This is a genomic window from Alteromonas sp. ASW11-130 (assembly GCF_026183735.1).
GTDB lineage: Bacteria > Pseudomonadota > Gammaproteobacteria > Enterobacterales > Alteromonadaceae > Alteromonas.
Genome location: NZ_JAPFRE010000002.1, coordinates 98218 through 119155, shown reverse-complemented (window position 1 = coordinate 119155; position 20938 = coordinate 98218). Strand labels below are relative to the sequence as shown.

Genomic DNA, 20938 nt, shown 5'->3' with positions numbered 1-20938 from the left:
GCCGCTTTAAAAATACGCTCAAAATTACGCAATATAATGGCTAGTAGGCGAGGGGAGCAGTCGAACGCTAAAGATTGCTTATTACTTATTACTTATTACTTATTACTTATTACTCATTACGTTCAATAATGCTACCCACGATCATCGTGGTACTACTATAGAAATTCTGCCTACCGTGAAGAGTAGGGAACATCATGTAAAAATTACTTTTATGTAAGAAATGGTTATATTGGCACCTATCATGATCTTCAATATCCCCCCTCTTTAATGTTGCGTAAATTGCTGATACTAAATGCTTTTATTAATTATGTGTAATTTGTGGCTATCTTGGTTCAATAATTGAATATATCTGAGTAACTGATAACGCTATATCAAGTAATGTGATTAGGAAGGATTTCACGATATGAAGTTGTTTAAGAAAAAAATGTCACCGCAACCAAGTAACCGATTCGAAAGATACCTGCAAAACCAACCGGTGTTTAACTGGTTTGATCGCTATAAAGACAACAAGCAAGACACACCTATACAAGGTAATACGGAACTTTTATATAGTAATTGGATGGCCAAACAAGTAAACCAGTAACTAAAAGTGTGCGGGCAGGGGACATATCGCCCCAACCCCCCTTGCTCGCATTCTTCTCATTTTCGCAAGGTTGAGTATTTTAGTATTTCCTAAAGAACGATAGTGTGCGCTAAACAAGACAAATTTCGGTAAGAATAGCGCTTTAAGTTCAAGTGCATGTAATCTTAATAGAACCAAATTAGTATAAAAATTAAAGTTAACGTCTAACCTGCCTTTGTCATATATGGCTCTGTTGACGGCAAAAATGTACGGGGAAAAATATTTATGCATTTACTTCGGCAAGGACTTATAAATATTTTCATAGTGGCTCTATTGGGTTGTGCGTCGCCTTCTGAGCCTGAACAGCTTTCTCCCCCGCAAGAACAAAGTAGTCAGCCAAACCAAAATCGTCAGGTAAACGAATTAAGCCAAGGTAAGACAGTTACTATCACTACCAGTCAGGGAGAGGTTAGGGTAGAGCCTACAGTAGTTGCAGTTACCGATGCGCAAAGAAAAGAGAGCGTTGATAAAGAAAAGTATTATCACGATCCCTGGGAAGGCTTTAATCGCACGATGTTTGGTTTCAATCACGCTGTATACGAACACGTTTTAATTCCCACGACAAATGGTTATCGATACGTTGTACCAGAAGTGGTCAGAGATAAAATAGGGAATGCCTTCGATAATATTCGAGAACCACTCAACTTTATTAATAACGTATTTGCGGGCGAACTTGAAGCGGCTGGTAATAATGTTGGCCGTTTCCTTATTAATTCTACCATCGGCCTATTAGGGCTGTTTGACCCAGCTACCGATTGGTTTGCGATCACCGAGAAAAAACAAACCATAGCAGATACATTACGACGTTATGATATCTCCCCCGGTCCATATTTAGTGCTACCCATCCTAGGCCCCAGTGACGTAAGGGGGGGCTTTTCTACTTTAACTGAAGGTTTTCTTCACCCGATAAATCAGATAACTGAGCCACCCGAGTCATATCAGCTTCGTACCTTTGATGGCTTTGACGATTTCTCAAACCAGTCTGAGACCTATCAGCAAATATATAACAGTGCGAGCGATCCCTACATTTATTTTAGAAATCAATATATTCAGGGACAGCGTAGGGACGAACTTTTTAAATACCAAGAAAAACAAAATGACGAATAAAATCGCACACGCTATTGTCACTTTCAGGTGGCTATTTATCTTACTATTCACTGCTGTACTAGCGGTGACGGGGTACTTTGTCACTCAATTTAAAATCGATGCCTCAGCCGAAACGTTATTAGTCAAAGACAACAAACTTTATATTCAAACCCAGATAGCGAACCAGCGTTTTTCCCCGGATGAGTTTATATTGCTGGCTTATAAGCCGCAACATGAGGTATTTAGCGAAACAACTTTTCAAGACTTAAGTAGCTTATCTCAGTCTTTACGTAAGCTCGAAAGGGTTGAAGCGGTGACGTCTATTCTTACGGTACCACTTATTGAGGATGCTGATGCATTGACTGGAGGAACCGAAGTCAGCTCTTTAACGTGGGAAAAACAACGCTATTCTCCTGAACAAATGAAGCAATTGATTAGTGGTCATCCTATCTTCACTGATTTACTAATTAACCGGCAAGAAACCGCTACTGCCATTCAAATCGTTTTTAAACCGAATGAAGAGCTAAGGAAAATTGAATCTCAGATGACAGAGATTCAAGCAAAATTATTGGAAAGAGAGCTTACGGAAGATGAGCAATTAGCGTTAGAAAAATTGAAAGACCGAGCCGATCCTATTAAGCAGCAGCTCACTGAACAGCGCCAAAAAGAGATTGCTCAAATAGAGAAAATAGCCAGTGAAGTAGAGGGGCGAGCAGAAACCTTCATTGGGGGCTCGTATGTTGTAGGTCAGCATTTAATTGAAATTATAAAATCCGATTTAGTTAGCTTCGGTACAGCTATAGCAGGCGTCATCGCGTTATTGCTTTTAATTTTGTATCGCTCCCTTAAATGGGTCCTCTTCCCATTGTTCGCCTGCGCAGTAAGCGTAGTGATAACAATGGGCATTTTCGGTATGCTTGATATGCGTACAACCGTCATCTCTGCGAACTTCGTTGCATTGCAGCTTATACTAACGTTGGCTGTAATGATTCATTTGATTGGCAGTTATCGCGATATTAGTCGAGAAGACCACTCCCTTTCGCAGCGTGAGAGAGTAGTGGCGACTCTGGATGATAAACTCAGTCCATGCTTTTTTGCCACTTTAACCACATCCGTCGGTTTTGGCTCATTAATATTCAGTGGATTACAACCGGTTGTGGCTTTCGGGTGGATGATGTTAGTGGCCATGTTAGTGACCATGTCCGTTGCTTTGCTGCTATTCCCATCTCTTCTTTGTTTACTACCGAAAACAAAAGAAACTCACGATTTTATGTTCATAAAACATATTCTCAATGGGTTGAAAAAAATGAATTTAGCTATCCCTAAAACCGTTGTACTGATTAGTTTAATAGTTGCAGTGGGAATCGCTTTTGGTATAACTCGATTAGACGTAGAAAATTCATTTATTGACTATTTCGACAAAGACACGCAAGTACACCAGGAGCTCGCTTTTATCGATAAAGAGTTCGGTGGTTCTACCCCCCTCGATGTGATTATCGACATCAAAGAAACTAATCAGAGTGAGCAGCTAGAGTTGACAGCGGATAGTGTCGCTCGGCTGCAATTAGTGCAGGGGGCAATTGAAGCGTTTGAAGCCACAGGTAGCGTGACATCTGTGGTCAATTTTACCAGGCTGGCGAAGAAACTTAACGAGGGTATTCCTTTAACAGAATACGAACTAACCACAATTTATCATTTACTAGATAAGCAGGTTGTTAATCAATTAGTGGGCGCGTATTACTCAGCCGAATCTAACCAGATGAGAGTATCAATACGCATTCAGGATACTACTGAAGGACTAGACCGAGAAACGTTTGTAGATAACCTTACCAGCGATTTAACATCAGTGGGGTTGGAGCCGCAGAATTTTACTTTTACCAATTTATTTATTTTATATCAGGATATTCTATCGCGTTTATTTGATTCTCAAATCAAAACCCTGGGGATAGTTTATGTCGTACTCGGCCTAGTACTTCTTGCCATTTTCCGTTCCCTGAAAATTGCCCTTATCGCCTTAGTGCCAAATATTCTTACTACCTTGGGCATTTTAGGCGTAATTGGCTGGGTAGGTATTCCCCTGGATATCATGACTATAACAATTGCTGCGATTGCAATGGGGATAGCGGTTGATGATACTATCCATTTTCTCCACGCCTACTTGCAAGGCAAAAAACGAGCCGATGCGGCTCATCTTCAAGCACAAAATGCCAGTGACAACGCATTTGGCCACACTGGGTTGGCCATTGTTTTCACCACCACGATAATTGCTATTGGCTTTTCTTTGTTTGGTTTTTCCAATTTCCTACCCAGTGTGTACTTTGGTCTTCTTACCGCCACGGCGATGTTAATGGCGTTGATTACTGACGTAACGCTACTGCCAGCACTATTGAATTGGTTAGTAGCCGATAAAAAAGAGCGTTAAAAATAGTGCTGGGTTAGAATAAATGGATCCGCAAAGCCACGGCGTCATTTTTTGCTATATCGTTCATGATAGTTTTCTACTCAATGGTTGGTATGGCTATCTATCACTTTAGCGAAGCGCTGCGAACCGATGAACAATTTGTCACAGGGATAATTCGTAGCATTAAGGACCTCTTCATTGCTTTAGCCACCTATGAGTTGTCAATAAGTATCTTTAAAGAGTATCTAGGAAAAGGCGACGAGGACATTGGTCTGATTTGGTCTATTCGACGCACCGTTACGCGTTTCGTAAGTGTCCTGGTTATTGCGTTGGTGCTCGAAGGGCCCATTCTAGTGATTAAATATAGCCAGCTGGATCTGGCTGGTAACCTGATTTATCCGGTAGCTGTGATTATTGCAGCAAGTATCTTATTACTTATTACTTATTACTTATTACTGGCTTTAGCGTTTTTCCTTCATTGGACGTGCCAGCAGCTGGAAAAGATAGTTGAATATGAACGGCATTGGACTCAATATATTTTCGTGAAAATACTTCCCACAATCATCCTATCTTTATCCTTTTTTAGTAATCGAGCGACACGTTGCGTTTCCCCCACCTGATGTCTAACACACTAATTCGAAATAGTCTTTGCTCGCTTACCTTGCAGGTACTTTCACCGCGAAGATGCCAGGGTGTTGAATAAGGGAGGACTTAAATTGACGTGAGTTGCGCAGGTAAAAACCGGAAGACACGGACTGTGATAATAATTGAAGAGTTCACACAGTCCAATTGGAATTAGCTCGACCGACTCACGCATTGCTGCATCTACTTAGCTATACCAACCTGATGGAACGAATTATTTTTATTTCTCAACTGGTTACACATAAATGGAAGTGGATACAATTGCATTCATAGCTGTAACTGTAATGTAGGCATACCCCCAGACTGTTTCGTTGACGTGGATTTTCCTGAAGCGGAACGGGCCAGCTTCGCCTAGCCTTTATACAAATAACGTATGGAAGAGAGGCGGAAGGTTGAATAATTGCTAACTACACATACAAAAAAGCCAGGAAGTATTCGTTCCTGGCTTTAGAAAATATGCTATTTCTAGCAATCTTCATCCTCTGCATCCATGCCTTCTTTAGCATCTTCACAGGCATCTTCAACTGCATTGCCGGCATCTGTTACTACTTCATCCAGTTCTTCACCAGCGTCTTCAGCAGGGCCTTCATCACAGGCTGCCATCGACATAGCAAAACCTGCTACTAATAATGTTTTCAAAAATGCTTTATAAGAAATCATATGTCCTTTCTCCTTTTCCAAGCTTAGACTTTAGGTGATTTGCCTCGAAGCGCATTGGCTACCAGTGATATTACTAGTAATGCGACGAAAACAAAGAATAAAAACTGAGCGATGCCAGTTGCTGCGCCGGCGATACCGCCAAAACCAAAAACTGCGGCAATAATGGCGATGATAAAGAATGTAATTGCCCAACCTAACATGGTAATCCCCTTATTGATTCCGTTTAATGTCATAAAGACTTATGCGTTTTTTGTGCCACACTATAACTCCATGAAATAAAAGGGTATTTTTTGATGTAGAGAAAGGGGGTCTTCAACGCGCAATAATTAATTACATTTAATCTTGCATTTTTTACACGGGGTAAGCTGTTGGTAGGGCTGTAAAAATTAGTAAAGAAAATATAATACATAAAAGCCTTTGTAAATTATTGATATAATACACCAAGGTTATCAATCTAGAGGCAATACTATTATGGCAAAAGATCATTCTGCGTTTATTGGCCTTATGCAGCGAGCAAGAAACGTGAAAAGATGGCCATTGATGGCGCAGTTTCAAGAGGAAATGTTGTCCACTCACATCTATGAGGCTGCAGTAATTGCACATATGTTAGGTGCTATAGCGGCAGACATATTCGGGGAAAATATCGATCCTGATAGGGTGGCGAGTATGGCTATATTTCATGAAGGAAGTGAAATTGCAGGTATGAGTGATATCCCCAGTCCGGTGAAATATCATGATCCCGAAACCACTTCGGCCATAAAAAAACTGGAAAAACGATTCGAAGGAATGCTCATTAAAACGTTGCCAGAATCGTTGCAGGAACGCTACAAACCATTAATAGAACAAGATAAACAAGACATGCATGTAAAGTTGGCAAAAGCCGCGGATGTCCTGTGTGCTTATCTCAAATGCGATTATGAACTATCAAAATCAAATTCTGAATTTTCAAACGCCATGCAAGAAATGGATGTCCAGCTTAGGTCGTATCGAGAGCAGTACAAGAGTGTGGACTATTTTTGTCAGATTTTCCTGGAAGATGCAAAAGGTACACTGGATGAACAAACGAGGGATATGAACTGGGTAACACGCTCTAATGACGTCCATCTTTAATCCCACTCTGAAGCGGTAGAATTCAAACTTGGCTGCACCCACAATTTCATGTAAATGCGAGTGCAATGAAAAACGTCAGACTGGCATGCTTTGTAGTGTTTTCATTTCATCAAAGCATTGCAGCATACGAGTTCGGATGCGTCTTAATTCGGCAGCACAGCGTGGGGGTTGGTCAACGTCCAGCGCCTCGTCGATCGAATCGAGCACTTTATCTTCTACTTCTTCCAATTGTTCTAAATATGGCTGCTCTTTTTTGCTGCTCAAAGCACCGAGCACCTTGGTATACATGTTACGCACTTTGATACCTATCTCGCCTTGGGTTTCTTCAACTCCCTGTTCAGTTAAGACGAATGGTTGCAACGCATTAACGGCTTCTTTTTTTTCTACTATCATACGGTTAAAAAATGATTTGGTTTTAGGATCATTGAGCTTCGCTATGCTGTCTTGGTAAAACTTAATACCACTTTTAAGTACTTTTATGATATCGAAAATTCTATTGATACCAGGAGTTCGATGTTTCACGACTATTCTCCTTAAAACAATGAAACAGGAAATAAAAAAGAGTTCGATTACTATACTGCACGCTATATACCCGAAATAATTCAATTACTTAAGTTTAATGCATTATTTTTTTGTTATATATCATGAAGTTAAGTTGCTAAGCGAACAGTGGAGGATAATATGCAGACGGTAAGTAGCAATTTTTACGAAATTTTTGTAAAAATTTATCGTTTACACATTATGAACGGGTTTCTGAATAATTAGATAATTGCCTGTCTAATACTAAATCCATGTTAATCACTGAGGTTGTTTGTTTTTTAATCATTTGGGTTTAATAATTCGTGGACGTTGAATGCCTTCGAACCGGGTTTGGTCTGACTCATTCGTACAATCATCGAATAATGAATATTAGACATGGGCACGTTTCTGACTTCGATATCATCTTCACTTTCAACGAATGGCTGTGCAACTTCTTCGCACCCAGACATAGTACATTGCTGATCTTGGAATACCTTTATATTGTTGTTTTGTTTGCTCCTAACAACTGTCTTACCGTGACCCTGCTTTTTCTCGACATCTGTTTTTACAATTGTTACCCAGTCGTAATTGTATTGGCGAGCTAATTCAGCCGCCCTTCTTAATGCATACTCTTGTACGATGTCTGCAGAGGTTTTTTCCGTCGCTTTAAACTTTATTCGGTATTCGTTATTTGAAAGTTGACTGCTGGAATATCCGTATCCATCAGGCGTAACGGCGGCTTTATAGGGAGTGGGAACAGCACTTGGAACGGCCGTGCAAGCGAGTGAGAGCGTCAGTACAAAAATGGCACTACTTAGAAAATAAGTAAAGTGAGTTATAGACTTCCGCTCCAACATACATTACCCCTCAAAATAAGAACTTCGTTATCAACCCGCGTAAAAAAATACCGATGGCCTGTCTTCTCCTGGAGGGAGGGTGGTCAGTTGTCGCTCCTTTAAATGCTCCAATGCTGAAAAACGTCAGGAGACCAATGGGCGAGGCGATTAATAACTTACTATTAATTTTTAACTGTTGTGTCGCTGATTTGCTCTTACGTTTCGCTATAACATAATGCTGATGCGAACTTGTTACCGCAGAGAGCTCTTTATTTATGAACATACTCATAGATAAATCCCTTAATTTTCTGCATTGCCAAACAAAGCTTCAAAAATGGGCCGCAGAGAAATTCGTTTATAGGTATTTTTTGCAACCACTAATGCGAATATCACTACACTGACGTTAAGCAAAAATACAATTGTCCCAGATAAAAGATAGTGGACTCCGAGATCAACCAGACCTAAAGCGAGAATAATATTAAGTGCTATCCAGCTAAAACAGGAAAAGATAAAAGCAGCGGCGAGAGATGCAATGGTTACTATAGTGGACTTTTTGACAAGCTCCGTCTCTGCAGCAACAACTTCTCCTACTGCTGCAAATTCTTTCTTTTTCAATTCAAATGCATTTTTCGCTACTTCGATTGTGCGAGTAATAGAAGCCTCATCATACAAGGACTTTTCTTCCCTACAATCGCTTGCCCGCCCAGTTTCACTGGACGGGCAATACGGATCTTTTACATCAGCTGAATAGGGCGTTTTATTAAGCTGAGGATTAGAATCTACCATCTTTTATTTACTACGGAATATAGAGGTAAGTAACATTCCTGCTGCAAAAGCAATACCCGCTGTAGTGAGAGGGTTTTCAATAGCATATTTACGAATTGACGAACTTTGCCACTTCTGCTCAGCTTCACCTTTGCGTTTTTCCCAGTTTTCTGCTGAGTCGTGTGCTGATTTACGTAGGTTTTCTTCCGCTCGTCCAGCTGAACCTGCTAATTTGTCCACAGAGCTGTGAAGAGTATCCTTAAGCTTATCTGTGACGGGGTGAGAAGAATCTGCAATACCGTTTGCCCGTGCATCTCCGGCAACATTGCCTGGGTTAGAAGAACCAGGTGTAGAAGAATGCGTTGAGTGCGTAGCCATAAAAAATCTCCTTGATTAATGATTTGCGAATGCACGGGGAACACTGCAAAGCACATACCATTAAATCAAGGATTTTAAGCTTATGATATTATTGAATTTATTTAATGTAGAGTTAATGAGAGGGGGGAGGACGGGTAAAAAGTTCCGCAGACATGTAATAATTTCGTAAACAAATTCAGTGAATTAAATCGGCCAACATTTCCTTGCTAACGGGTTTAATCATTGCTTCTTCAATACCAAGTTCCGACATTTTTTCATGATCAGGCTCGTATCCACTTACAATGACAATGCAAATATCTCCTTGTAACGTTTTAATTTTCTTCGCAAGGGTGTACCCATCGGTATCTGGTAAAGTAAGATCCAACAGAACATAGTCAAAACTCGATTCTTGAAGCGTTTTAACTGCTTCTTCGCCGCTGTTTGCAATCATCACATCATGTCCCTGATGAGTGAGAAGTAACTGCATCAATTCCGATGCGTCAAAGTCATCTTCGACCACCAGAACCTTTTTACGTTGGCTTGCATTATCTTTGGGCAAATGTCTTTGAATCAAACTATCTCTTTCTTCCGTTTCTCGGCTTGGGCCATTAGTACGAATGAGATATTTATCTAATACCGTTAATAATTCTGTTTTATCGATGGGTTTGCCAATCACATCGTCAAATCCCTGATCGAGTAATGACTGTTTCAACCCTTTTCGGCTTGCCGCAGTAATGGCAACGACAGCAACATTACAGTTATGCCTGCGCAACGCGTTTAATGCATCAATACCATTCATGACGGGCATATGAATGTCCATCAAAACAAGGTGATAAGGGTGATCTTCTTTCTCTGCAATAAGGACAGACTCTAGCGCTTTAACCCCATTTTCAGCGTAACCCACGGTCGCTCGGCATTGACTGACCAGGTGACCGGTCAATCTTCTTATTTCCCTGAGGTCATCTACAATAAGGACTCGACCTGAGACGTGAAGATTGGGATTATCAGTAATGGAAGCTTGGGGGGATGCCAGGGTTAATTGTTCCAGCTTATCTTCGTTCAGCGCACCTGGATGGATACTGAAGGAAAATTTACTGCCTTCTCCAAAACTAGAGGTTACCGTGAGTTCTCCGCCCATCTTATGTACCAACTCTCGACTGATGGCTAAGCCAAGACCAGCACCACCATGGTTCGCTCGCATGACATCTTCAATTTGCTCAAACGGCTGGAAGATGGACTCCAATTTATCGGGAAGCATACCGATACCTGTATCTTCCACATCAAACTGCAATTTAGGCGGAGACATCAGTCCCTTTCCTTCTCGTAGCGAGACAGTCACTATAATCTTGCCCGAATCGGTAAATTTAACAGCGTTGCTTATCAAATTTATTAATACCTGTCGTAAGCGGGTAGGGTCAGTGAAAATTTGCTCTGGGACTAATGTTTTTGATTTGATTGTAAGTGCGAGACCTTTATCTTTCGCAGCCAAATTCATTAATGAGTGCACATCTGTCATAAATGGGCAGAAATGAATGGTTCGAGGCGAAAGTTCAAGCTTATTTGCCATGATGCGCGACATATCCAGCAGATCATTCAGCAAACTTAGCAGATGCTTACCATTAGTATGAATAATTGATAATTCCTGCTGAATTTTTTCACTCTTTTCATCATCTAGCAGCAGCTCGGTATATCCTAGAATCGAGGTAAGAGGCGTACGCAACTCGTGCCCTAAATGGGCAAGAAACTTATCTTTCGCTTTATTTTGCTGCTCAACTTTATGGCGCTCAATACGCTCATTTTCTATCTCACTCCGAACCATCGCGTAACGCATAGTACGCATAAAACGCGGGGTATCGATTTCGGTTTTGGTCAGGTAATCAGCGGCTCCCGCTCGCATGACCATATCATCAACCTGTGCATCGGATTGCCCAGTCAGGATAACAACTGGGACTGAAATCCCATTTTTCTTAAGGTTTTCCAGCACGTCCATTGCGTTTTCAGGACCGAGAATGTAATCGAGCAGGCAAATGTCAAACGGTCTCTTTTTTAATGCTGCTAAGGCATCGTCGCCGTTGGTTACCCAACTCAGTTGAAAACGTGGATTTTCACACTGAGAAAGGTAGTCAGCAGTCAAAAAATAATCGTCTTCATCATCTTCAATCAGAAGAACCCGAATGATATCAGTCACAACAAGTTATAGCCTAAATAATAAAAATTAGTCGTGCGGAAGCTCAACGAACTCTATCCAATACTTACCCAATGCCCTCATCAACTCTACTAATCCTTCAAAATTGACGGGCTTGGTAATATACGAAGCGCAACCCAGGTCATAACCTCTGAGCATGTCTTCCTCTTCTTTCGACGTAGTTAAAATCACTACGGGAATACTTCGAAGAGCAGGATCTTTTTTCATTTCCTCCAACGCTTCTCGGCCGTCTTTGCGAGGCATATTCAGGTCTAGCAAGATCAGGCTCGGACGAGGGGAGTCTTTCGGGTCACTATACTTACCTTCACGGCGTAAATACTCAAGTAGTTCAACACCGTCTTCTACGCAGTATAAATTGTTTAGTACTCGACTTTCTTTTAGTGCATCAATGGTTAATAGACGATCGTCCTCGTCATCATCAGCCATAAGAATGTTGATGGCAGTTGCATTGTTACGCGACATCTTCCGTCACTCCTTTAGCAATAGTTGAGGCGAATGGTTCACCGTCAACAGGAATTACAATTGAAAACACGGCACCAGTTCCTGGAGAACTTTGCGCGCTGATATAACCGTTATGACGTTCTACAATTCTACGGCAAACAGCAAGGCCAATACCTGTACCCTGGTATTCGCTACGCCCATGTAGTCGTTGAAATGGGGCAAATATTTTTTCTGCAAAGGTTTGATCGAAACCAATGCCATTATCTTTAATAATAATTTTTACCCAATTGTAGTCAGCAAACTTAAAAACATGTTCCAAATCGGCCTCTTCGGGTGATTCAAGTCTAATGCTGATATAAGGCGCTTGGTCTTGTTGGCGAAACTTTAGTGCATTTGATAATAAATTCAAAAACAGTTGTTCAAGCTGACTTTGATCGCCGTTTATGACGGGAAGCTTATCACACTCTACTATCGCTTCCGACTCATCAATGGCAATTTCAAGGTCGCTTTTGACGTTGCTGATAACATTATCGAGATCAACCTTATCGAACTCTTTTCCTCGGGTGGCAACGCGTGAAAAAGCAAGTAAGTCTCTGATAAGCATCGACATGCGTTCTGCAGCATTGAGCATACGCTTCATAAAGTCTCGACCGCGATCATCAATAACATCGGAATAGCCAGATTCAAGGCGATTGCCAAAAGCACGAATCTTTCTTAGAGGCTCCTGGAGATCGTGTGAGGCTACGAATGCAAAATCTTCCAATTCGCGATTACTCCGTGCAAGCTCGTCAGAGTAAACCTGTAATTCCTGGGTTCTACGATTAATTTTTTCTTCGAGCTCCTCGTTATGGGTTTCGAGCTCTTTTTGATGCCGATAGGCTTCTTTAACGTTTATTTTTAAAAGGATGAATATCAAAATGATAAGTAGGGCTGTTGACGCGCCAGAAACTGCCAGTGTAGTAAATGATTCCTTTCTTAGTTTTATAAGATTTTTTAAATGCGTATTCTGCATCTTATTTACGCGTCGCCGCACATCTTTGTACGTATTCTCAAACTCTTCATAAAGAATCAAACTTCGGTTTGAGTTGACTATTTCCATTGCCTGCTCAAAGCGGCCATTTCGTGCTAATTCAACAGTACTTATCATATCATTGAGCTTAGCTTTACTAAGCGATAACAACTCATCTATATGAACATCTTGTTTGCCGCCCAGCTCTTGAGATTTATACCCGACTTCTTCTAATAGCTCATTGAGCGTATTAAGCGTTTTAGTGTAATCAGATAAATACTGCTCATTTCGAGTCAGTAGATAGCCACGTTTTCCAGACTCTGTACGCAATATTGCGACGTGAAGTTTGGTGATAGATTCAGTTACTTTAGTAATATTGAATAATCTGGCTTCAAGCTTTGCCAGATTGTCTAGTGTACTGATTACATAAAAGGAATTACCTGTAATAACAATGATAACGATCGCCACAATAGCAATCCAACTATACAGTGACTGCAACAGCCCATTTCTCATACAACTTATTCCGTTATTGAACTGCTCAAAGTATCTACCATGTTAGTTAACTGATCACTACAATCCTTGGTACTGGCGATAATTTTATCCAATGCATCAAGTGCCTTATCTGCAGGAATTTCACCCTGCATTGCCATTTTTAATAATTCTGCCTGCATAGATATCCTGTTCAAAGGTTTTCTCGCATCGTGAACATAGGCAGTAACTGTTGCAAATTCTTTCTCGTTCACGTTTCCACCCTCATTTTATTCTTCTTTTGTTAGGTCGCCGTAAGCGTGTAACCGATTGTATAGCGTTTTCGTACTAATTCCCAGCATTTCAGCAGCTAACGTTTTGTTACCATTGACTTTTTCAAGTGTGGCGTAAATCAGCTCTTTTTCCACATCTTCGATTGTTCTGCCTGCTTGAAGTGCCGGAGTGGTGGACTGCTTTTTCGCAAAGGGGGATTCAATAGTTTTAGGTAAATCTAATTCGGTCTTGTCCGGGTCACTCATGATGGCAGCGCGATGAACGAAGTGGCGCAATTCGCGTACATTGCCGGGCCAATCATAAGCAGTAAGCATATCCAGTTGGCTTTCGTCCCATTCAAACCGGGTGTCATTTTCTTTATTTAACTCATCAATAAAATAAGTCGCTAACAACGGAATGTCTTCTTTTCTTTCGCGCAGGGGAGGAATAGTAATGGGGAAGACAGCCAAGCGAAAATAGATATCTTCGCGTAAAACTTTGCTTTCTGCTATCTCTTCCATCGTCCGGTTGGTCGCAGATACAACTCTACACGCGATGGGAATAGTTTTAGTTCCACCTACTCGAATAACGACTTTGTTTTCCAGTACTCTAAGCAAATTAGGTTGCATGTCTATGGGCATTTCGGTTATTTCGTCCAAAAACAGCGTGCCACCTTCAGCCTGTTCAAATACACCGGATTTTCTGCCGACAGCGCCTGTAAACGCGCCTTTTTCATGGCCAAATAACTCACTACCAATGAGTTCTTTAGAAAAAGCGCCACAGTTGGTCGCCACATAAGGCCCTTCTACTTCAGACGCTTCATGGATAGATTCTGCTACGACCTCTTTACCTACGCCACTTTCGCCCAATAACATAACGTTGGCGCTCGTACGGCTCACCCTTTCTATTAGCTTATACAGCTCTTTCATTTGGGCTGATTCACCAATCAAGTGCCCAAAATGTTTTTTAATATTGGAACCGCCCGTGCTTTTAGAGGCCTTTCTACCTTCAAGAACAGCTTCAATTTCTTCACGTTGAATCGGCTTTACGAGGTAATCAATATTGGGGCCACATAAGCCTTTGATTATCCCTCTAACCGAAGGATGTCCTGTTATGAGTGTAACGCGAGGGCGCTTTGCAAGTTGATCCAACTCTTCAAACAAATGGACACCGCTACCGTCGGGAAGCATAAAATCGAGTAGAATATGGTCGAATTGTTCTTTTTCTAGCCACTCTCTTGCTTCTTGTAAATTACCAGCGGTTAAAACTTCGTGACCTAAGAATTCTATTATTGTGCAGGCTACGTCGGTGAACTCTGGATCATCATCAACGAGTAATACTGTTAGCACAGGTACTTCCTTTTATTATGGTTTTAACTACGAATGACAAGTGTACATTCGAAACGGTATTTGAGATCACTTATTTTCTCCTAAGGAGCCCATTCTACTCGTGCGGGCTTATGTTGTTATGACCGTGTTTGCAAATAGATGGCAGGAAAATAGCATAACCTATCAAAACTACCGTTTTCTGGTCACGATAAGACAAACAACTTTGCAGCATATGGAAAACAAGGAATCCTCTATGTATAGCGAAACTTTAACACGATCACTTACGCTATACGAATTGTTAGGTCGTATGCAAACCTCTGGAAGCGATGAAAAAGTGGCCTTTGGGGAATTACTGCGCCTCGCTGAAAGTCGCGGATTCGGCCCAATGTTAGCTGTGCCCGCATTTATTAGCGCTACGCCGATAGGTGCGATCCCGGGTATTCCTACCGTTACTGGTATAACAATTTTTCTTATCTCTTTGCAAGTTTTACTTTCAAAAAGTCATCCATGGCTTCCCTCCGCAATAAAAAACATCAATATTGATAAAGATTCCCTTAACGCTGGTATTACAAAAATGAAGCCTGCGGCACTACAGATAGATCGTTTTCTGTTTCCGCGCTGGTTATTCATTCGCCAGCCCCTATTTAGAATCTTGATTGCGCTGACCTGTGCGTGCTGTGGAATTTTTATGATACCGCTGGAACTCGTTCCATTTATGGGGTTAATACCGGCGTTTGCCGTTTTGATAATGGCAATAGGAATGGCAACAGACGATGGCGCTGTGGCACTACTTGGTTTGTCACTGGCTCTGTTTGGGTTGACGACCGCGGGCTATCAGTTTGTAGTAACGGCAAGTTAGCCTTGCCAATCAATATTACGCTTTTTAAGCGGGTTGCACGGCCAACAATTTTTGGGAGGGGAATAATGATTGCAACAAGGCTGAAGGTACAGGTTTACCGAATAAGAACCCCTGCGCGAAATGACAATCCAATCCCTGCAAAATTTCCGCTTGTTTGGCTGTTTCAACGCCTTCTGCAATAATATCAATGGATAAGCTTCGGCACAAAGAAACGATACCTCCAACGATACGCTCATCTTTTTCACCTTGATGAATGTTTTTAACGAACGAGCGATCAAGTTTTACAGTTTGAACATCTAATTCGCGCAGATAGGCGAACGAACTCATACCTGTGCCAAAATCATCAATTGATGTTTTAATGCCCATTTGTTTAAACGTCTTTATCATATGCTTACTCACATCAATATCGACCATCGTAGCGCTTTCGGTTAATTCAAATTCGAGCAGGCTAGGACATATACCTGTTTGTGCCAAGAGCGTTTCGACAAAACCAATAAACGCGTCATCCAGAAGATTATAAGCAGATAAGTTAACCGAAACAGGAACATTAAAACCTTGTTTGCTCCATAGTTTTATCTGATTTACAGCTTCTTCAACAGTATAACGGGTGAATGAGTGGATAATACCGCTTTGTTCAACTAGATCGATAAACGAAGCGGGTAGTAATGTTCCTTCATCGGGGTGGTGCCAACGAACAATTGCTTCCACTCCCATCAACTCCTGCGAGTCCATTTTAACTTTGGGTTGATAGTAAAGTTGGAACTGGCGTTGTTGCAATGCCTGGTAGAGTTGGCTGCGTAAGGCGACTTGCAGGCCTGAATCGTAGCCGTGTTCGTCATTATAGATTTCGATCCCTAAACGAAGTTGTTTGGCCCGGTGCATAGCATTCTCGGCGTTCTTAAGCAGCGTACTGATATTGTTACCATGTAATGGAAAACAGGCAACGCCAATTGTGCAGCCTATTTCAAATGTATAATCAGGCATGGCTAGGGCGTCACGGGATTGATAAAGCAGTGAGAAGGCCCATTGGTTGGCCTTCTCTGGGGGCAGATCGGGGTGCCATAATACAAATTCGTCACTGCGGTATCTGTAGACGTTAACTTTTTCTCCAGCAATTTCTGTTAAACGCTGGGCAAAGGCGATGAGTAGACTATCGCCAGCATCATGTCCCATAACATCATTGACTTCTTTAAATCGATCTAGATCGATAAAAAATATTGCCCCTGTGTTTCCTGAAAGGCTTAGGTTGTTAAAGAGCGCATTTCTATTCGGAAGATGAGTTAACGAATCCACTAACGCCATTTTCTGTAATAAGCGATTAGCCTTCTCAAATCTTCTTGTAATTAATGCTGAAATAACCACAGCAGCCCAGACAGCGACTAAAAATGTAAGAATTGCCGTCAAAGTGAATTGATTAACAATTTGATTTGTGGCGACGTGATGGCTTTTTGCAAGCCAAACAGCAACAACAGGTTGCTTAAGTTTGTCAGACCATTTTCTGTTAACAAAAACAGGCGTATTGTTTATTGACGCAAAACCCAAAGTGGATTGATTTATCGAAGAGTAATCTATAGCAAAGGATGATGCGTTTGACTGGCTTCTATAAAAAATTTCAGAACCTAAGAACAATGCAACCAAATCTCTTTGAACCGGTAAAAGATAAGCGGGGATGGGTTCCGCAGCGGGATCGTTTTTTGTTTTATCTAACCATTCAGGATGTTTAGCAATGGCATGGGTAATTCCATTCAGTTGATTATTGAAAGTTCTTTGTGCAATTCTGGACTCCAAGTTAAGGAGCATGTCTGAGCCGAGATAAGAAAAGATCGAGATTACGATGAGAGTGAGACCAACTGAGCCAATCAGCATGCGCTTTCGGATTTGACTATTTTCTTTTAAAAGGCGTAATCTTGCGGACATAGGAAATTCTCAGCTAATGTCCATATAAGGCTGACTGTGTATATCATTTTTTACAACTAACCGATTCCAGGAACCAAAAGTTAATGTGGCTCCATCGTCCTGTTGTTTGGTCGGAAACATGAAAAGTGCCTTTATTATTATTTTATTCGGCGAAGCGGTAGTTATATCTTGTTCTTGGCGAATGTGCAATGTTTGTACATTAACCTGATGCGTATATTGCGAATTGATATTAACCTTCCCTTTCTTGTAACTTTATTAACTCGTATCGAAGTGTGCCGATAAACTCCCTTGCCGCAGGTCCAAGTTGCTCGCCATCTTCAAAACACAAGTGAAGAGTGGCTTGCCTGCTACTCCCCTGTTTAAGTGGCAGCTTTACTAATGTACCTTCGTCCAAATACGTTTTGATCGACCGTTCCGGAAGCCACGCAAACCCTAACCCGCTTTTTATCATTTCAATTGACGTACTAATATGACTTACTGTCCAACGCTGCTCGGCACCTAACCAACCTGAATCTGTTTTTCTTTGGCTGGAGGAATCCCGTACTACTATTTGACGATGCGTTTTTAGATCTTTGACGGTAAGGGGGGGACGTAGATTATTTAATGGGTGGGCAGGGCTGGCTACGGCGACAAAACAAATATTACATAATTCTTCGGTAAAGCCGTCCGGGTGGGGGAAAGGACAAATCGCCAGATCAACCTGGCCGGAATCGAGTAAAGAATTGGCGCCACTTAAAACGGATTCGATTAATTCTATTCGCAAATAAGGGTATTTTTGGGATACCGTATCGAGTACGTTATTTAATATATCCGCAGGAAAAACTAGGTCGACGGCGATACGAAGTTGGCTTTCAACCCCATGCTGAAGACCGTGAGCCACGGACTCAAGCTTTTTCGCTTCCTCAAGTAAACATGTGGCCCGAGAAAGTAAAAGCTTTCCCTCTTCGGAAAGTTTAATCTTACGCCCATCGTTTTCAAATAAGGGCACACCGAGTGATTCTTCTAGTTTATTGACCGCATGGTGTACGCTGGACTGACTTTTGTTCACAAGAACCGCGGCATGATTAAAACCGCCGGCCTCGACCACAGCTTTAAACATGCGCCATTGTTCCAAAGTAGCTTTTAGCATAAGACTATGAAATTGTAATGAGCTTTATAAAAGAATACATCAATAGGAGGAGATATAAGGGAGCGTTTTCCCAAATTATTCATTCTGCAAAGTTAATGTGTTCGATCGTCTTGATGTCGCACGTTATTGCGTTCACCGTGGTATACCCCATTTTCAATAACTGTTCCGCAGCTAACTGAGCGCGAACACCTGAGGCACAATGAATATAAAATGGATGATCCGGGTTCTTAAATTGTTCGACTACTTTCATTTCCAATACGCCCCTGGGAATATTGATATTTGCAGTGGAAGGTGACGTTTCACATTCAGAAGGTTCTCTAACGTCAATGACAGTGCCATTGTTTTTTGCGCATTCTTTCGCCGCTTCTTTGGCGGTGACTTTACGAACAGTGGGTGAAATAGATTGCAATCTTTGCTGCATGTTGAGTATCATGTAAACGGTTCTCCATAAAGGTTTGCGAGAAGTTTTACTATAAGAATCGTCTTATATTTTTTCCACCTATCGCGAACGAAATGTCTGGTTAATATTCATACAGTGGGTTTTATTAGTTCCTGCTGCTGATCATTTTTCCGCAGTAGAAATACGTGCAGGTTTCGAAGAGTTTTATCATGGAATTAGACAATACAATTGATACCAGCGAAATGCTAGAATACGCATCAAATGCTGAACAGTTCATAAAGCAGTTTGCCAATAAAACACGTCTTATGGTGATGTGTTCATTGCTCGAGAATGAATTATCAGTCTCTGAGTTGTTAACCCGTATTCCGGTTACCCAGCCCGTGCTATCGCAGCATCTTGCGCTGTTGCGTGAAGCTAAGATGGTTTCAACTCGCCGTGATGGGCAAGTTATCTACTATAGTTTGACCGACGGACGGATTGAACAAACCATCGCCTTACTTTACTCTTTTTTCTGCGAGCAAACACAAATAGCATAATTAGCGTATTACAGTTCAGTAATACATACCTATAACTTTTAACCTGCCGGACTCACCAGTTTGGCAGGGTCTAAAATGTGCTTCAATTCTTCTTTACTAAATTCTGTCATTCTGGCAGCAACCGTGAGAATATCTTCGCCACTTTCGTATGCTTCTTTGGCAATCTGTGCCCCCTTTTCATAGCCTATATACTGATTAAGCGCAGTAACCAAAATTGGATTTTTAGCGAGCACTTTTTCAAGTTGTTGTTTATTTACTTTCATCTCTGAAACGGCTTTCGATGCGAGATGGTTGCAGCTATTAGCCAACAGTTGAATTGCGGTAAGAAGATTGTAGCCAATTAGCGGTAGCATTACATTAAGTTGAAAATTCCCAGATTGCCCTGCAACCGTATTCGCTGTATGTAAGCCCATAACCTGTGCGCATGCCATAGCAACCGCTTCAGGAATTACAGGGTTTACTTTACCTGGCATGATACTGCTTCCAGCCTGTAACTTGGTTAATTCTATTTCACCTAAGCCAGCTAGCGGACCACTGTTCATCCAGCGTAAATCATTACTGATTTTCATTAGCGCAACTGCTAACGCATTTAACTGACCAGAAAATTCTACCGCTGTGTCTTGCGAGGACAACGCAGCGAAGTGATTATTTGTAACGGTAAAGGTTATGCCAAGCTGCTGTGTTAACGATGAAGCAACTCTTGCGCCAAACTCAGCATGGGTATTGATTCCTGTGCCTACTGCTGTGCCACCAATTGCTAACTCACTAAGTCTGGCATGGGTATCTGTGAACCTGTTTTTAGCTAGCCATAATTGGGCTTGCCAACCTGAAAGTTCTTGTGAAATTTTTATTGGCATGGCGTCCATTAGGTGGGTGCGGCCAGTTTTGATTATATGGTTAAATTCGTTAGCTTTAGAATCGATAACCTCAATAAGTTTATCGAGCGCAGGCAGCAGTACTGTCGTTGATTGCCAGAGGGCGCTTACATGTACGGTAGTAGGAATAATATCGTTTGAGCTTTGCCCCATATTTACATCATCATTCGGATGCACAGTGTGCGATAGCGACTGGCTTGCGAGTGAAGCAATCACCTCGTTGGCATTCATGTTGGTGCTGGTGCCCGAGCCCGTTTGAAAAACATCGACCGGAAACTGATCATAGTGTTCGCCTTGGGCTACTGCCGTCGCTGCTTGCCAAATGGCTTCTGCGGTTTCTTCGTCCAGGAGTTCTAGATCTTTATTTGCTTGAGCACACGAGGCTTTGACGAACCCCAGTGCCTGAACAAACGTAGATGGCATAGGAGTGTTGCCAATACCAAAGTTGTCGATCGCTAAGGACGTTTGCTTTTGATAAAGCGTTTTATTACTCATTTCT

Annotated in this window: 23 protein-coding genes; 7 read left to right on the top strand and 16 right to left on the bottom strand. The window is 41.6% G+C overall.

What is annotated here, in order from left to right; translation table 11 throughout:
• The first annotated feature begins 403 nt into the window (after positions 1-403).
• The 4 genes from OPS28_RS00515 to OPS28_RS00500 all read left to right on the top strand — a co-directional run bounded on the left by OPS28_RS00515 (position 404) and on the right by OPS28_RS00500 (position 4729).
• On the top strand, positions 404-583 hold the full coding sequence (locus OPS28_RS00515; protein ID WP_265607448.1) for a hypothetical protein: 180 nt from the start codon (positions 404-406) through the stop codon (positions 581-583).
• Between the two features lie 264 nt (positions 584-847).
• Positions 848-1729, top strand: coding sequence for an MlaA family lipoprotein (locus OPS28_RS00510; protein ID WP_265607447.1), 882 nt, complete (start codon positions 848-850; stop codon positions 1727-1729).
• A complete protein-coding gene (locus OPS28_RS00505; RefSeq protein ID WP_265607446.1) occupies positions 1719-4130 on the top strand; it encodes an MMPL family transporter in 2412 nt (803 codons plus the stop codon). Before OPS28_RS00510 ends, OPS28_RS00505 begins: the two co-directional genes overlap by 11 nt.
• 65 nt (positions 4131-4195) lie before the next feature.
• Positions 4196-4729: a hypothetical protein gene (locus OPS28_RS00500; protein ID WP_265607445.1), complete on the top strand. Its 534-nt coding sequence runs from the start codon at positions 4196-4198 to the stop codon at positions 4727-4729.
• 487 nt (positions 4730-5216) lie between these two features.
• On the opposite strand, the gene OPS28_RS00495 is transcribed toward OPS28_RS00500, so the two are convergent.
• A complete protein-coding gene (locus OPS28_RS00495; RefSeq protein ID WP_265607444.1) occupies positions 5217-5411 on the bottom strand; it encodes a hypothetical protein in 195 nt (64 codons plus the stop codon).
• Between the two features lie 23 nt (positions 5412-5434).
• The gene (locus OPS28_RS00490) at positions 5435-5611 is read right to left on the bottom strand and encodes a DUF1328 domain-containing protein (protein ID WP_044057346.1); all 177 of its coding nucleotides are present in this window, start codon (positions 5609-5611) and stop codon (positions 5435-5437) included.
• 271 nt (positions 5612-5882) lie between these two features.
• On the opposite strand from OPS28_RS00490, the gene yfbR reads away from it, so the two are divergent.
• Positions 5883-6521, top strand: coding sequence for a 5'-deoxynucleotidase (gene yfbR, locus OPS28_RS00485; RefSeq protein WP_265607443.1), 639 nt, complete (start codon positions 5883-5885; stop codon positions 6519-6521).
• A 75-nt stretch (positions 6522-6596) separates the two neighbouring features.
• On the opposite strand, the gene OPS28_RS00480 is transcribed toward yfbR, so the two are convergent.
• The 10 genes from OPS28_RS00480 to OPS28_RS00435 all read right to left on the bottom strand — a co-directional run bounded on the left by OPS28_RS00480 (position 6597) and on the right by OPS28_RS00435 (position 14744).
• Complete coding sequence (locus OPS28_RS00480) at positions 6597-7043, bottom strand: ferritin-like domain-containing protein (protein ID WP_265607442.1); 447 nt, start codon at positions 7041-7043, stop codon at positions 6597-6599.
• A 296-nt stretch (positions 7044-7339) separates the two neighbouring features.
• Complete coding sequence (locus OPS28_RS00475; RefSeq protein WP_265607441.1) at positions 7340-7897, bottom strand: CC0125/CC1285 family lipoprotein; 558 nt, start codon at positions 7895-7897, stop codon at positions 7340-7342.
• 10 nt (positions 7898-7907) lie between these two features.
• Positions 7908-8165, bottom strand: a complete 258-nt coding sequence (locus tag OPS28_RS00470; RefSeq protein WP_265607440.1) for a hypothetical protein — start codon at positions 8163-8165, stop codon at positions 7908-7910.
• Positions 8166-8176: 11 nt separating this feature from the next.
• A complete protein-coding gene (locus OPS28_RS00465; protein ID WP_265607439.1) occupies positions 8177-8662 on the bottom strand; it encodes a hypothetical protein in 486 nt (161 codons plus the stop codon).
• Positions 8663-8665: 3 nt separating this feature from the next.
• The gene (locus OPS28_RS00460) at positions 8666-9019 is read right to left on the bottom strand and encodes a DUF883 domain-containing protein (protein ID WP_265607438.1); all 354 of its coding nucleotides are present in this window, start codon (positions 9017-9019) and stop codon (positions 8666-8668) included.
• Between the two features lie 175 nt (positions 9020-9194).
• Complete coding sequence (locus tag OPS28_RS00455) at positions 9195-11186, bottom strand: response regulator (protein WP_265607437.1); 1992 nt, start codon at positions 11184-11186, stop codon at positions 9195-9197.
• A 27-nt stretch (positions 11187-11213) separates the two neighbouring features.
• Positions 11214-11666, bottom strand: coding sequence for a response regulator (locus tag OPS28_RS00450; protein WP_265607436.1), 453 nt, complete (start codon positions 11664-11666; stop codon positions 11214-11216).
• On the bottom strand, positions 11656-13167 hold the full coding sequence (locus OPS28_RS00445; protein ID WP_265607435.1) for a sensor histidine kinase: 1512 nt from the start codon (positions 13165-13167) through the stop codon (positions 11656-11658). Before OPS28_RS00445 ends, OPS28_RS00450 begins: the two co-directional genes overlap by 11 nt.
• A 5-nt stretch (positions 13168-13172) precedes the next feature.
• Positions 13173-13397, bottom strand: coding sequence for a histidine kinase dimerization/phospho-acceptor domain-containing protein (locus OPS28_RS00440; protein WP_265607434.1), 225 nt, complete (start codon positions 13395-13397; stop codon positions 13173-13175).
• A 15-nt stretch (positions 13398-13412) separates the two neighbouring features.
• Positions 13413-14744 (bottom strand): sigma-54-dependent transcriptional regulator, encoded by a 1332-nt coding sequence (locus OPS28_RS00435; RefSeq protein ID WP_265607433.1) that lies wholly within the window; start codon positions 14742-14744, stop codon positions 13413-13415.
• Positions 14745-14976: 232 nt separating this feature from the next.
• Here OPS28_RS00435 and OPS28_RS00430 point away from each other — a divergent pair, with 232 nt between their 5' ends.
• Positions 14977-15582: an exopolysaccharide biosynthesis protein gene (locus tag OPS28_RS00430; protein WP_265607432.1), complete on the top strand. Its 606-nt coding sequence runs from the start codon at positions 14977-14979 to the stop codon at positions 15580-15582.
• Between the two features lie 24 nt (positions 15583-15606).
• On the opposite strand, the gene OPS28_RS00425 is transcribed toward OPS28_RS00430, so the two are convergent.
• From OPS28_RS00425 to OPS28_RS00415, 3 genes are all read right to left on the bottom strand, one after another.
• Complete coding sequence (locus OPS28_RS00425) at positions 15607-17499, bottom strand: putative bifunctional diguanylate cyclase/phosphodiesterase (RefSeq protein ID WP_265607431.1); 1893 nt, start codon at positions 17497-17499, stop codon at positions 15607-15609.
• Between the two features lie 229 nt (positions 17500-17728).
• A complete protein-coding gene (locus OPS28_RS00420) occupies positions 17729-18628 on the bottom strand; it encodes a LysR family transcriptional regulator (RefSeq protein ID WP_265607430.1) in 900 nt (299 codons plus the stop codon).
• A 79-nt stretch (positions 18629-18707) separates the two neighbouring features.
• Positions 18708-19049, bottom strand: coding sequence for a rhodanese-like domain-containing protein (locus tag OPS28_RS00415; protein WP_265607429.1), 342 nt, complete (start codon positions 19047-19049; stop codon positions 18708-18710).
• Positions 19050-19237: 188 nt separating this feature from the next.
• On the opposite strand from OPS28_RS00415, the gene OPS28_RS00410 reads away from it, so the two are divergent.
• Entirely contained in the window at positions 19238-19564 is a 327-nt protein-coding gene (locus tag OPS28_RS00410; RefSeq protein WP_265607428.1) for an ArsR/SmtB family transcription factor, read from the top strand.
• A 38-nt stretch (positions 19565-19602) separates the two neighbouring features.
• Here the strand turns inward: OPS28_RS00410 and OPS28_RS00405 are convergent, their stop codons facing one another.
• Positions 19603-20934 (bottom strand): class II fumarate hydratase, encoded by a 1332-nt coding sequence (locus OPS28_RS00405; RefSeq protein ID WP_265607427.1) that lies wholly within the window; start codon positions 20932-20934, stop codon positions 19603-19605.
• Positions 20935-20938 lie beyond the last annotated feature (4 nt).

What these genes read in the sequence shown, in the direction of transcription:
- OPS28_RS00410 (WP_265607428.1), top strand. Translation starts at nt 19,238, where the DNA reads ATGGAATTAGACAATACAATTGATACCAGCGAAATGCTAGAATACGCA.
- OPS28_RS00500 (WP_265607445.1), top strand. Translation starts at nt 4,196, where the DNA reads ATGATAGTTTTCTACTCAATGGTTGGTATGGCTATCTATCACTTTAGC.
- OPS28_RS00445 (WP_265607435.1), bottom strand. Translation starts at nt 13,167, where the DNA reads ATGAGAAATGGGCTGTTGCAGTCACTGTATAGTTGGATTGCTATTGTG.
- OPS28_RS00495 (WP_265607444.1), bottom strand. Translation starts at nt 5,411, where the DNA reads ATGATTTCTTATAAAGCATTTTTGAAAACATTATTAGTAGCAGGTTTT.
- OPS28_RS00465 (WP_265607439.1), bottom strand. Translation starts at nt 8,662, where the DNA reads ATGGTAGATTCTAATCCTCAGCTTAATAAAACGCCCTATTCAGCTGAT.
- OPS28_RS00405 (WP_265607427.1), bottom strand. Translation starts at nt 20,934, where the DNA reads ATGAGTAATAAAACGCTTTATCAAAAGCAAACGTCCTTAGCGATCGAC.
- OPS28_RS00475 (WP_265607441.1), bottom strand. Translation starts at nt 7,897, where the DNA reads ATGTTGGAGCGGAAGTCTATAACTCACTTTACTTATTTTCTAAGTAGT.
- yfbR (WP_265607443.1), top strand. Translation starts at nt 5,883, where the DNA reads ATGGCAAAAGATCATTCTGCGTTTATTGGCCTTATGCAGCGAGCAAGA.
- OPS28_RS00420 (WP_265607430.1), bottom strand. Translation starts at nt 18,628, where the DNA reads ATGCTAAAAGCTACTTTGGAACAATGGCGCATGTTTAAAGCTGTGGTC.
- OPS28_RS00450 (WP_265607436.1), bottom strand. Translation starts at nt 11,666, where the DNA reads ATGTCGCGTAACAATGCAACTGCCATCAACATTCTTATGGCTGATGAT.
- OPS28_RS00470 (WP_265607440.1), bottom strand. Translation starts at nt 8,165, where the DNA reads ATGAGTATGTTCATAAATAAAGAGCTCTCTGCGGTAACAAGTTCGCAT.
- OPS28_RS00515 (WP_265607448.1), top strand. Translation starts at nt 404, where the DNA reads ATGAAGTTGTTTAAGAAAAAAATGTCACCGCAACCAAGTAACCGATTC.
- OPS28_RS00430 (WP_265607432.1), top strand. Translation starts at nt 14,977, where the DNA reads ATGTATAGCGAAACTTTAACACGATCACTTACGCTATACGAATTGTTA.
- OPS28_RS00415 (WP_265607429.1), bottom strand. Translation starts at nt 19,049, where the DNA reads ATGCAGCAAAGATTGCAATCTATTTCACCCACTGTTCGTAAAGTCACC.
- OPS28_RS00425 (WP_265607431.1), bottom strand. Translation starts at nt 17,499, where the DNA reads ATGTCCGCAAGATTACGCCTTTTAAAAGAAAATAGTCAAATCCGAAAG.
- OPS28_RS00505 (WP_265607446.1), top strand. Translation starts at nt 1,719, where the DNA reads ATGACGAATAAAATCGCACACGCTATTGTCACTTTCAGGTGGCTATTT.
- OPS28_RS00490 (WP_044057346.1), bottom strand. Translation starts at nt 5,611, where the DNA reads ATGTTAGGTTGGGCAATTACATTCTTTATCATCGCCATTATTGCCGCA.
- OPS28_RS00510 (WP_265607447.1), top strand. Translation starts at nt 848, where the DNA reads ATGCATTTACTTCGGCAAGGACTTATAAATATTTTCATAGTGGCTCTA.
- OPS28_RS00460 (WP_265607438.1), bottom strand. Translation starts at nt 9,019, where the DNA reads ATGGCTACGCACTCAACGCATTCTTCTACACCTGGTTCTTCTAACCCA.